Genomic DNA, 12,120 nt, shown 5'->3' on the forward strand with positions numbered 1-12,120 from the left:
TATTCGATTAAAATTATAAATTTTTTTAAAATCAAACCCGAACAATTATGAAATGTTATCAAAAAGGATTATATTAAAATGGAATTTATTAAAAAACAAATTGAACTTAATGATACAATTATTATTCATGGTCATAAAAAACCTGATGGAGATTGTTATGGTTCTCAATTCGGTTTGAAAGATATAATTATGACAACTTATCCAAATAAAAAGGTTTATGTTGTCGGAGAAGAAGAACCGAAATTATCTTTTTTAGGTATAAAAGATCAAATAACAGATGACACTTATAAAGAAGCTTTAGTATTTGTTGTCGATTGTGGACAAAGTTCAGTTATAAGTGATCTTAGATATAAATTAGGAAAAATGATTATTAGAATTGATCATCATTTATTTATAGAAAAAATTGGTGAATACGAATGGATAGATAGTAATTTTGCTTCTTGTTCAGAAATGATTTATCATTTTAAAGAATATCATAATTTAAAATTAACTAAAAAAGGAGCTTTACCTATATATACAGGTATAGTAACTGATACAGGTCATTTTCGTTTTGAAAGAGTAAATTCTAATACTTTCAAAATTGGAGCTAGTTTATTGGAATATGATTTGGATGTTTTCGAAATCGATCAAAAAATAAATTTTAAAAGTTTAGGTTTATTAAAATTTCAAGGTTATGTATGTAATAATTGTGTTGCTGAAGAAGGTTTAATTTATTTTAAATTTTCTGAACAAATAATTAAACAATTTAATATAAATATTGAACAAGCTTTTTCAATTTTGAATATGTTAAGTTATGTCGAAAATAATCCAGTATGGGCATTTATTTTAGAATTACCAAATGGTAGTTGGAAATTAAGCATTCGCACTCAAGGCCCAGAAATAAGCGATATTGCTCATCAATTTGGCGGCGGCGGCCATAAAAAAGCTTGCGGAGTTATTGTTGACACAATCGAAAAATTAAACGAAGTTGTTAAATTAATAAAAGATTCAATTAAAAAATTTAATTTAGAAAATAATAAAAAATAAGTTTATTTATTTATATTAAAATGAGGTAAAAAATCCAGATTATGTTTGATCATGATAATATTGCTGCTATTGCCACTCCTTTAGGAACTGGAAGTATTAGTGTTATAAGAGTTAGTGGATCTGGAGTTATAGAAAATATTAGTAAAATTTTTAAAAGTGTTAAAAAAAATTTTGATTTGTTAAAAGCGCCTTCGCATACTATTCATTATGGTTTTATTTTAGATAAAAATCAAAATATTTTAGATGAGGTTTTAATTTCTGTTTTTAAAAAACCTCATTCTTTTACTGGCGAAGATATTGTCGAAGTTCAGGGACATGGTGGTATTTTAATAACTCAGTTGTTATTAGAGAGAATTTTATCTTTAAATATTAGATTAGCTCAACCAGGAGAATTTAGTAAAAGGGCTTTTTTAAATGATAAAATAGATTTGATTCAAGCAGAATCAATTATGGATTTAATTTTCGCTCAAAACGAAAATGTCGTTAAATTATCCAATTTAGGTTTGCAAAAAAAAAATTCTCAATTAGTAGAGAATTTAAATAAGAAAATTATGAAAATAATAGGTCAAATAGAAGTTAATATTGATTATCCTGAATATTTAGATATTGAACAAATGACTAATGAAATTATTTTACCTCAAATTAAAGAATTGATTACTCAAATGGAAGAACTTTTAAATTTATATTTTAAAAATCGTTTTTTAAAAAACGGAATTAAAACTTTAATTATTGGGAAACCAAATGTAGGCAAATCTAGTTTATTAAATGTTTTGTTACAAGAAAAAAGAGCTATTGTTTCTGATATTGCAGGAACTACAAGAGATTATGTAGATGGATTTTTAAATATTAAAGGCGTTTCTTTATTTTTGATAGATACAGCAGGCGTCCATGAAACTAATGATCCGATAGAAAAAATAGGAGTCGAAAACACTAAAACACTTTTACAAAAAGCAGATTTAGTTTTATTATTATTAGATAAAAGTAATTATTTAGAAAAAGATGATGAAATATTACTTGAATTAACTAAAAAATATCCTAGAATTATAATAGGCAGTAAATCCGATTTACCTTCAAAAATTAATTTTGATAAAAATTTAAAAGAAATGGTTTCGATTTCTAATCATACCCAAGAAGGAATTGAAGATTTAAAAAATAATATTTTAAAGATTTTTCAATTAGATACAATTCAAGATAAAGATTTCAATTATTTATCTAACGCTAGACATATTAAACAAATAAATATTGCTTTAGAATCTTTGAGAAGTATTATTTTAGATATTGAAAAGAAAATACCTATCGATATACATACAATCAATTTAAAAGAAGCTTATGATGCTTTAAATAATATTTTAGGCAAAAATATTCCAGATGGATTACTAAACGAATTATTTTCTAATTTTTGTTTAGGAAAATAAAAATATTAAAATTAATAGTAAATACAATACTTGATAAAAATTTATTTTTGTATTTTATTTAATATTAATTTTATATATAATTTCCGTCATTTCCATAAAAATAAAAAAGGAATTATATAATTTAAAATGATTAATATCAAAATTAAAAACGGTTTAACTAGAACATTTGCGCAAGGAATTAATGTTTTAGAAATTATAGATCAAAATAAAATGAATTTTTCTCAAAAACCAATAGCAGCTTATTTTAATGAAAAATTAATTGATTTAAAAACAAAATTAAATACTGATGGCGATTTAGAAATTATAACTTCAGAACATCCAGAAAGTTTCAAAATTTTGAATTATAATACGGCTTTTTTAACATTACAAGCTATTAAAAAAATTTATCCTGAATCTCTTTTAGTTACGATCTCATCTCATAAAGAAGGTTTTTATTGTGAAGTAGATTTCAAAGATATTGTTTTTTCTCATAATGATTTATCTATAATAGAAAAAATGATGCAACAAATTTCTCAAGAAAAATTAAATATTATTAAAAAACAAATAACTCATAAAGAAGCATGTGATAAATTTACTTGCAATAAATATAAACTGTCAATATTAGAAAAAAATAAAGATAGTGAATTAATGAATATTTATTCTTGCCAAGATTTTGAAGATTTACATTTAGAAAATGTTCTTTTAACTAATACTCATATTATGAAAAATTTTAAATTATTAAAAATATCTGGTTCTTATTTTGAAGGCGATGTCCATAATTCTTCTTTAACGAGAATTTACGGAGTTTCTTTTTTTAATAAAAAAGATTTAAAAGAGCATTTAAATTTATTAGAAGAAAGAAAACAAAGAGATCATAAAAATATTAATAAAGAACAAAATTTTTTTATGTTATCTTCAGAAGTAGGTTTGGGCCTGCCTTTTTGGTTACCTAATGGGGCTACTGTAAGACGTATTATAGAAAGATATATTATTGATAAAGAGCTTAATTATGATTATCAACACGTTTATACTCCTATTTTAGCTAATACTAAATTATATCAACAATCTGGTCATTTGGAACTTTATAAAGAAAATATTTTTCCTATAATGGATCTTGCTAATAAAGAAAAATTAGTTTTACGTCCTATGAATTGTCCTCATCATATGATGATTTTTAAAAAACAATTACGTAGTTATAAAGAATTACCTTTTAAAATTGCAGAGTTAGGAATGATGCATCGTTATGAACATTCAGGAGCTGTTTCGGGTTTACAAAGAACAAGAGAAATGACTTTGAATGATGCTCATATTTTTGTTCATGAAGGGCAAATTAAAGAACAAATTACTCAAATTATTAGTTTTGTTTTAGAAGTTTATAAAGATTTTGATATTACAGAATATAGTTTTAATTTAAGCACAAGAGATGTTTTAAATAAAAATAAATATTTTGATAATGATTTAATGTGGCGCAAATCAGAATCTATTTTAAGAGAAATATTAGTAGAGAATAAGATTCCTTTTAAAGAAGTTCAAGGCGATGCTGCTTTTTATGGTCCTAAATTAGATATTCAAGTTTTAACTGCTTTAAAAAATGAAGAAACTTTATCAACTATTCAATTAGATTTTTTATTACCGCAAAATTTTAATTTAAGTTTTGTAGGTCCTGATAATAAAAAAGTTACTCCTATTGTAATTCATAGAGCTATTATTTCTACTTTAGAAAGATTTGTTTCTTATTTGATGGAAAAAAATAAAGGAGCTTTCCCTTTATGGCTTGCTCCTATACAAATTGTTTTAATCCCTGTGAATAATCAATTTCATTTAGAACATGTTCGAAAAATTAAAAATTTATTAATTAAAAATAATTTTAGAGTAGAATTAAATGATAAAGAATCAAGTTTAAGTTATAAAATAAAAGAAGCGCAAACAAGAAAAATCCCTTATCAAATAGTTATAGGCGATCAAGAAATCAAAAGTAATTTTATAACTTTTAGAAAATATCAAAGTAACAAACAAGAGACATTGTCTGTTGATGATTTTATTCAAATGTTAAATAAAATTATCATAGAAAAAAAATAAATTTTTCAATTAAATCTTTAATTTTTATTTGCAAAATATGTTAAAAAAATAAATTCCTCAATTATAAAAATATTTTTTCTATTTTATTAAATTGATGGAATTATTTTTTTTAAAAAAATTCGTTTTAATTAAATAATTTTGTAATTTAAATTGTTTTGCTTATTTCATTTTTTATTATTTGATGTTTTGATTTAAATAATAAAAAAAATATTTAAAGGAAAATATTTTATGCGTATTGAAACAGTTAGAATATTTCAAAAAAATCATAAAATAACTTATGATACATGGTTAAAAATTTTTGATGATATTCGTTATACCCCTTCTTCTTTTAATTTGCAACCTTGGCGTTTTTTTGTTTTCGAAAGTGAAGAAAATAAAAAAAAATTAAAAAAAGTTCTTCAAGGTAATACGATTCAATTAGAAACTAGTTCGGCTATAGTTTTAGTTTGTGGAAATTTAAATAAAAAAAATTCAGGAGAATATATTTATAGTCAAAAGGTATTAAATGGAGAAATGACTAACGAAACTAAAGAACTTATAATGAATAAAATGAATTATTATTTTGATAATGTAAGTTTTAATCGATTACAAAATGAAATTTTTTTAGAAGGCGGAATCGTTTCTCTTAATTTTGTTGTGACTCTTCAAAAATTTGGATATAATTCTTGTTTTATGGGTGGTTGTGATTTTGACAAAATAAACGCTCTTTTTGATATTCCTGATTTTTATATTCCTATGATTTTGATTGCCGTGGGTAAAGCCGAAAAAGATGTTATAAAAAATAAAAAAGCTTTTAAATTAGATCCTAAAGAATTTGTTTCTTTTTTATAATAAAAACAATAAATAATTGAGATGACATATATGTTTTTATTTCTTATTCTTAATTTTTTTCGCTTTATATATAAATAAAAAACCACTTAATAGTGGTTTTTTAAAATAACTATCTATTTATTTAAAATATCAATTGGTTTTTTAGTAGACCATTTGTAAATAATAAAAGATGTAAAAATAATTGTTAGAAAGAAAATAAAACTAAAATTTAAAAGAATAAAATATAAAACTCTTAAAATAGGGTGCCAAATTAAAAAAGGATAAACTATATTTCGTATACAATTAGCAACATAATTAGAATTATTTTTATCTAATAACGTTTGGCCTCGACTGATTTTGTCTGGATTAGTAAAAAAATCTCTTATATCTTCCACATGATCTGAAAAATAACTATTTATATCTTCGATGCTTATCTTTTCTATAGGGATAGAACCAAACAATAAAGAAGATCCGTTTGCGTAAAATAAAAAAAACGATGTTAAAACAAAAATGAAAAATGTTTGCACAATTGCGAAAATAAAACCTTCTGTCACAAAAATTTTGCCAACATTAATACCATTAGAACCTAAAGATCTTAAAATCCCTATTTTACGATTTTGTAGTTTAGCGCTCATATTAAAATAAAGCAAAATCATTATACCAGGGATGAATGTGATATAAAACAAAAAAAATTTATTAGTAAGTACATTAGTTATCCCAAGATACATTTGAGATGCCTCATATACTAGTTCCATGAATTCATTACTATATCTTGTTTCTGTGTTCCAATTCGATATTATTTCCATGTGGGTACTAATTCTGTTACTTTTATAAGCTAAAAAATAAAAACATATAACACTGAAAATAAGTGTCGCAAATATAGTGACTATAGTAACTAAACTTAAAAAGAATTTTTTATTTTTAAAACTATTTAAAGCATTTTTGAAAATAAACTTCAAAGGCAAACGGCTAGGAGAAGAAATAAAATCGTTTCTTTCTTGGATGATTTGGTTTGGATCAGTTGGTGAGAAATTATTTTTCAATTGAGATTTTTGATTTATTTGTTGTTGTAAATTATTTAACATTTCTTGAGTTAAAATTCGCTCTTTTTTTAAATAAATTTTTTCTTCTACTTTATTTTTAGTATTATTTGTACGTATTAAATCAGATATTATTTGGCCATCTTTTAATTCAATTATACGATCTGCGTATTTATAAGAATTTTCATTATCATGAGAAACAATAATTACTAATTTTTCTTTGGATAAATCTTTTAATAAATCAAAAACTTGACTAGCTGATTCACTATCAAGATTACCAGTAGGTTCATCTGCGAAAATAATATTAGGGTTTTTAACTAAGGCTCTTACAATTCCTACTCTTTGTCTTTGCCCTCCTGAAAGTCTATTGATTTTACGATTTAACAAGCTTTTATCTAAATCTACTTTTTCAAGTAAACTGTGAATTAAATTCATATCAGGTTTTTTATTTTGTAATTGAACAGTTAAAATAATATTTTCCAATACAGTCATGTCGTCCATTAAATTAAATTCTTGAAAAACAAAACCAATCATCCCATTACGATAGTTATCTAATAGTTTTTGATTAAATTTAGTAATATCAGTTTTAGCAACACTAATTTTTCCATTACTAGCAGTATCTATTCCAGTTAAGATATTAAACAAAGTAGATTTACCAGAACCTGATTTACCTACAATAAAACACATTCCTGTGTCAGGTAAGGTAAGTGAAATATTATGTAAAGCTGGCGCGATAAAATCATCTTTGGTAACATAACTTTTATTTAAATTATTTATTTGAAACATGTAATATTCATTTCCTTTTTTTATAAAAATAATTTTAGCTTATTTTAATAAATATAATTTGTTTTAATATAAAAAAATAATGGCGAAATATAAATGAATTTTTGAACAAAAATTTAGAAAGTTATTTTTTATTTAATATTTTTAAGTAAAAAAGAGGATTTTTCTTTACGTTTGATTAAGCGCTTAAATTTTATTTTGATATAAAATATAATTTTTTAAAATATTTTTAAAAAAATTTTTTTATTCATCTTATTTTTTTAATATGAACTATTTATATTATACATTTTTTTAAAAAAAGAATTAAATTTAATTATTTTTTTAAAAAAAATAATATTTTTGTAAAACGTACAAAAAATATTCTAAAAATAAGACTGTGTTTTTTTGTTATGGTATTTGCCCAAAAAAAATGTTTTTATCAAAATTACCATTGAAAGCAAATTCTCAAAGACTAATTATTCATAGTATATATTATTTTTTTCATTTTATATATAAATAAAAAAAACCACTATTAAGTGGTTTTTTGATAAAATAATTATTTATTATTTAAAATATCAATTGGTTTTTTAGTAGACCATTTGTAAATAATAAAAGATGTAAAAACAATTGTTAGAGAGAAAATAAAACTAAAATTTAAAAGAATAAAATATAAAACTCTTAAAATAGGACTCCAAATTAAAAAAGGACTAAATGTATTTCGCATAAAATTAATAACATAATTAGAATTATTTTTATCGAAAAAAATTTCACCCATATATTCTTTACGACCATATCTGTCATCATTATAATATGATTGTATATCAATTATTTTATTCAAAAAATTATTATTTACATCTGTGTCTGTTATCTTGTTTATATTGATAGAACCAAACATCAAAGAAGATACGTTTGCGTATAATAAAAAACACGATGTTAAAACAAAAACGAAGAATGTTTGTACAATCGCGAAAATAAAACCTTCTGCCGCGAAAATTTTGCCGACATTAACACCATTAGAACCTAAAGATCTTAAAATCCCCATTTTACGATTTTGTAGTTTAGCGCTCATATTAAAATAAAGTAAAATCATTATACCAGGGACGAATGTGATACAAAATAAAAACAATTTATTAGTAAGGACATTAATTACTTCGGTATATATCATAGATGAAAACGTTGTCGTACCTATGAAACTTTCGAATCTTTTAATTTGTTTATCATTCACATTTGCTTCTATATTAGGATATATTTCACGCAACTTTGTTCGAATTTGTTTCAATTTACATGCTTCAGATCTTTGATCTTCAACAGATTGAATTGTTTCTTCTTGTCCAGGATTCTGTGCTTTGTTTTTTATGGCTTGTCGGTCTATGCCTTTTTTTTCCGTTGTATTGTATATTTTTTCCATGTGTTTATCGAATCCGCTACTTTTATAAGCTAAAAAATAACCAAATATAGTACTGAAAATAAGTGTCGCAAATATAGTTACTATAGTAACTAAAATTAAAAAGAATTTTTTATTTTTAAAACTATTCAAAGCATTTTTAAAAATTAAATTGAAAGGCAAACGACTAGGAGCGGAAATAAAATCGTTTCTTTCTTGGATAATTTTATTTTGATCAGTTGGCGAGAAATTATTTTGCAATTGATAATTTGGATTTGTTTGTTGTTTTTGTAAAGTATTTAACATTTCTTGAGTTAAAGTTTGCCCTACTTTCCAAGATTTCCAAGAATTTTTTTCTTCTACTTTATTTTTAGTATTACGTTTACGCGTTGAATCAGATATTATTTTTCCGTCTTTCAGTTCAATGATACGATCTGCATATTTATAAGAATTTTCATTATCATGAGAAACAATAATTACTAATTTTTCTTTGGATAAATCTTTTAATAAATCAAAAACTTGACTAGCTGATTCACTATCAAGATTACCAGTAGGTTCATCTGCGAAAATAATATTAGGGTTTTTTATTAAAGCTCTTACAATTCCTACTCTTTGTCTCTGCCCTCCTGAAAGTTGATTTATTTTACGATTTAACAAGTTTTTATCTAAACCCACTTTGTCAAGTAAACTGTGAATTAAATTCATATCAGGTTTTTTATTTTGTAATTGAACAGTCAAAACAATATTTTCGAATATAGTCATGTCGTCCATTAAATTAAATTCTTGAAAAACAAAACCAATCATCCCATTACGATAGTTATCTAATAGTTTTTGATTAAATTTAGTAATATCAGTTTTAGCAACACTAATTTTACCATCACTAGCGGTATCTATTCCAGTTAAGATATTAAAAAAAGTAGATTTACCAGAACCTGATTTGCCTAAAATAAAACACATTCCTGTGTCAGGTAAGGTAAGCGAAATATTATGTAAAGCTGGCGCAACTAAACCGCCTTTAGTAACATAACTTTTCTTTAAATTATTTATTTGAAACATGTAACATTCATTTCCTTTTTTATAAAAATAATTTTTTATTATATTTGGAAGTTCCAAATATAATAAAATATAAAAAAATAATTTTAGCTTATTTGCATAAATATAATTTGTTTTAATATAAAAAAATAATGTCGAAATATAAATGAATTCTTTAATAAAAATTTAGAAAGTTATTTTTTATTTAATATTTTTTAAGTAAAAATGATTTTTTTCCTTAAATGAAGTTTCATTTTGATATAAAAGATAATTTTTGAAAATCTTTTTAAAAGAATTTTTTTATTTTTTAATATTAATTACTTATGTTATACATTTTTTTAAAAAATAATTAAATTTAATGATTTGTTTTAAAAAATGTATAAAAAACGAAATCTTTCAATTTTATAAAAATTTATTTTAATAAAGAATTCCTTCTTCTAATAAAGATAGCAAATCTTTATTAGAAGCATCGATAATATAATTTTTGATATCAATGTTTTTCAAAAGTTCTTGCAAACTTTTTTTGTTATAGGAAACATTGACAAATTTTTCTAAAAATTCTGATAAATTATTTTCTTTATGAAAAAAATCTCCTTTAAAAATTATTTTTGATATTTTACCTTTGTTTAAAGATAAGAAAATTTCTAAATTACCCCAATTAAAACGTTTTTGTAATTTTTTGTCATATGCAGGATGTTCTCCGAAAATCCATTCTTTAGAAGAATATTTTTTTGCCATTTGTTCAATTTTATATATTTCATCTAAAGTTAAATTGTATTCTTCATTTGTTAAATAATTATTTAGATAATCCATTAATTCTTGTTGAGACATGCCGTTTAAATGTTCTTTTAAATTAGTAACTCTTGAAGAAACACTGGTGATTCCTTTAGAAATTAGTTTTTCATTGTTAGGGGTAATACACCTTACCATGGTATCAATATCACAATCATATAGTAAAGTTCCATGCATTACCATACCGTTTTTATTTTGCATAAAGGCATTGCCCGAAACTTTTTTTTCATTTAAAAGAATATCATTTCTACCGCTAAAATATAAATTAATTCCTAATTTACCAAAAGCTTCAATAATCTTGCCTAAATACTCTTTGAAATTAAAATTTTTATCTTTTTTGGCAGTAATAATACTAAAAAGAGGCGTTTGAGGATCGTTATAAACACATCCTCCGCCTGTCGGCCTTCTAAATAATTGAATTTGATTTTTTGTAGTAAAATCTAAATTTACTTCATTTTCAATAATTTGATTTTTTCCTATAACTACGCCTTGGATTTGCCATTGGAAAAAAAAACAAAATTCGTCTTTTTTTAAAAGATTATTCAAAATATATTCTTCTAAAGCGAAATAAAAATAAGGTTTAAAATCTTTTAATCTATTATATTTTACTAAAATCATCGATTTATCCTTTCAAGATACAAAAAAAGATTTTAAAAAAGAAAAAAGTAAGTTTTATTTATCTTAAAAAAACCAAGATTTATTTTTTTTGATATTTTCGTTAAATGTATCTAATTCTTTAATTTGTTCAATAAGTTTTTTTTGATGACTAGATAATTTAGTAGGAGTTTTAATTTTGACAATAACAAAATGATCTCCTTTACGAAAATTGGAATGTAAATAAGGAATACCTTTATTTTTTAATTTAAATTTAGTATGAGTTTGTGTTCCTTCTGGTATTTTTAATTCGACATCGCCATAAATAGTGGGAATATTTAATTCTTTTCCTAAGATAGCATCATAAAAATTAATCCAAACAGTGGAAATAATATTTTGTTTTTCTCTTTCAAAAAATTCATGAGGCTGAATTTTAAAAGTTACATATAAATCACTGTTTTTAGAATTTAAGTGCCCTCCGTGTCCTTGTTGGTCGAGTTTCATTGTCATTCCATCTTCTACTCCAGCAGGAATATCAATGTTTATTGTTTTAACATTTGAAACTCTTTTAGAACATTTACAAGATGAACATTTTTTAGTAATTATTCTACCTTCGCCTCTACAATAAGAACATACTTGTTGGGTACCAATATTTCCTAAAAAAGTTCTTTGATATTTTGTAATATGTCCTGTTCCGTTACAATAATTACAAATTCGAACATCTTCTTTATTTTGCGCCCCTGTTCCATTACATTGTTTACAATCTTCTTCGAAATTTATTTTAATTTCCTTTTTTCCGCCTAAACATGCTTCTAAAAAATCAATAACACATTCTACGTATTTATCTTGAACATTATTTGTATTTTTTTGTTTATTAGTTCGATTTTCTCCGAAAAAACTTCCAAAAATATCATCAAAATTGCCAAAATCGGAACTACTAAAACCTTGGTTGAAACCTTGAAACCCACTATTATTAAAATTACTATAATCTTGGTGACCAAAACGATCATAATCACTTCTTTTTTGCGCGTTACTTAATATTTGATAAGCTTCTTGAACTTCTTTAAATTTTTCAGCAGCATTATCTTCTTTAGATACATCAGGATGATATTTTTTAACAAGTTTACGATAAGATTTTTTAATTTCTGTATCACTCGCATTTTTAGAAACTTCTAAAACATCATAATAATCCCTTTTAGATTTCATA

The 12,120-nt window shown here is 23.4% G+C and carries 8 protein-coding genes; 4 read left to right on the plus strand and 4 right to left on the minus strand.

Annotation, left to right across the window (positions count from 1 at the left end; genetic code table 11):
- Positions 1-78: 78 nt before the first annotated feature.
- The 4 genes from CWO85_RS01655 (at position 79) to CWO85_RS01670 (ending at position 5,330) form a co-directional block, all read left to right on the plus strand.
- Positions 79-1,026, plus strand: a complete 948-nt coding sequence (locus CWO85_RS01655; RefSeq protein WP_121463954.1) for a DHH family phosphoesterase — start codon at positions 79-81, stop codon at positions 1,024-1,026.
- A 41-nt stretch (positions 1,027-1,067) separates the two neighbouring features.
- Positions 1,068-2,441: a tRNA uridine-5-carboxymethylaminomethyl(34) synthesis GTPase MnmE gene (mnmE, locus tag CWO85_RS01660; RefSeq protein WP_121463955.1), complete on the plus strand. Its 1,374-nt coding sequence runs from the start codon at positions 1,068-1,070 to the stop codon at positions 2,439-2,441.
- Positions 2,442-2,567: 126 nt separating this feature from the next.
- Positions 2,568-4,499: a threonine--tRNA ligase gene (gene thrS, locus CWO85_RS01665; RefSeq protein ID WP_121463956.1), complete on the plus strand. Its 1,932-nt coding sequence runs from the start codon at positions 2,568-2,570 to the stop codon at positions 4,497-4,499.
- A 228-nt stretch (positions 4,500-4,727) separates the two neighbouring features.
- Complete coding sequence (locus CWO85_RS01670; protein WP_121463957.1) at positions 4,728-5,330, plus strand: nitroreductase family protein; 603 nt, start codon at positions 4,728-4,730, stop codon at positions 5,328-5,330.
- A gap of 113 nt (positions 5,331-5,443) precedes the next feature.
- On the opposite strand, the gene CWO85_RS01675 is transcribed toward CWO85_RS01670, so the two are convergent.
- From CWO85_RS01675 to dnaJ, 4 genes are all read right to left on the minus strand, one after another.
- Positions 5,444-7,135 (minus strand): ABC transporter ATP-binding protein, encoded by a 1,692-nt coding sequence (locus CWO85_RS01675; RefSeq protein ID WP_121463958.1) that lies wholly within the window; start codon positions 7,133-7,135, stop codon positions 5,444-5,446.
- Positions 7,136-7,667: 532 nt separating this feature from the next.
- Complete coding sequence (locus CWO85_RS01680; protein WP_121463959.1) at positions 7,668-9,551, minus strand: ABC transporter ATP-binding protein/permease; 1,884 nt, start codon at positions 9,549-9,551, stop codon at positions 7,668-7,670.
- A gap of 393 nt (positions 9,552-9,944) precedes the next feature.
- Positions 9,945-10,937 carry a lipoate--protein ligase gene (locus CWO85_RS01685; RefSeq protein WP_121463960.1) on the minus strand — a complete coding sequence of 331 codons (993 nt, stop codon included), beginning with the start codon at positions 10,935-10,937 and terminating at the stop codon, positions 9,945-9,947.
- A gap of 63 nt (positions 10,938-11,000) precedes the next feature.
- Positions 11,001-12,119, minus strand: coding sequence for a molecular chaperone DnaJ (gene dnaJ, locus CWO85_RS01690; protein WP_121463961.1), 1,119 nt, complete (start codon positions 12,117-12,119; stop codon positions 11,001-11,003).
- Between the last annotated feature and the right edge of the window lies 1 nt (position 12,120).

Origin of the sequence: Candidatus Phytoplasma ziziphi (genome assembly GCF_003640545.1) — a bacterium.
GTDB classification, from domain to species: Bacteria; Bacillota_I; Bacilli_A; order Acholeplasmatales; family Acholeplasmataceae; genus Phytoplasma; species Phytoplasma ziziphi.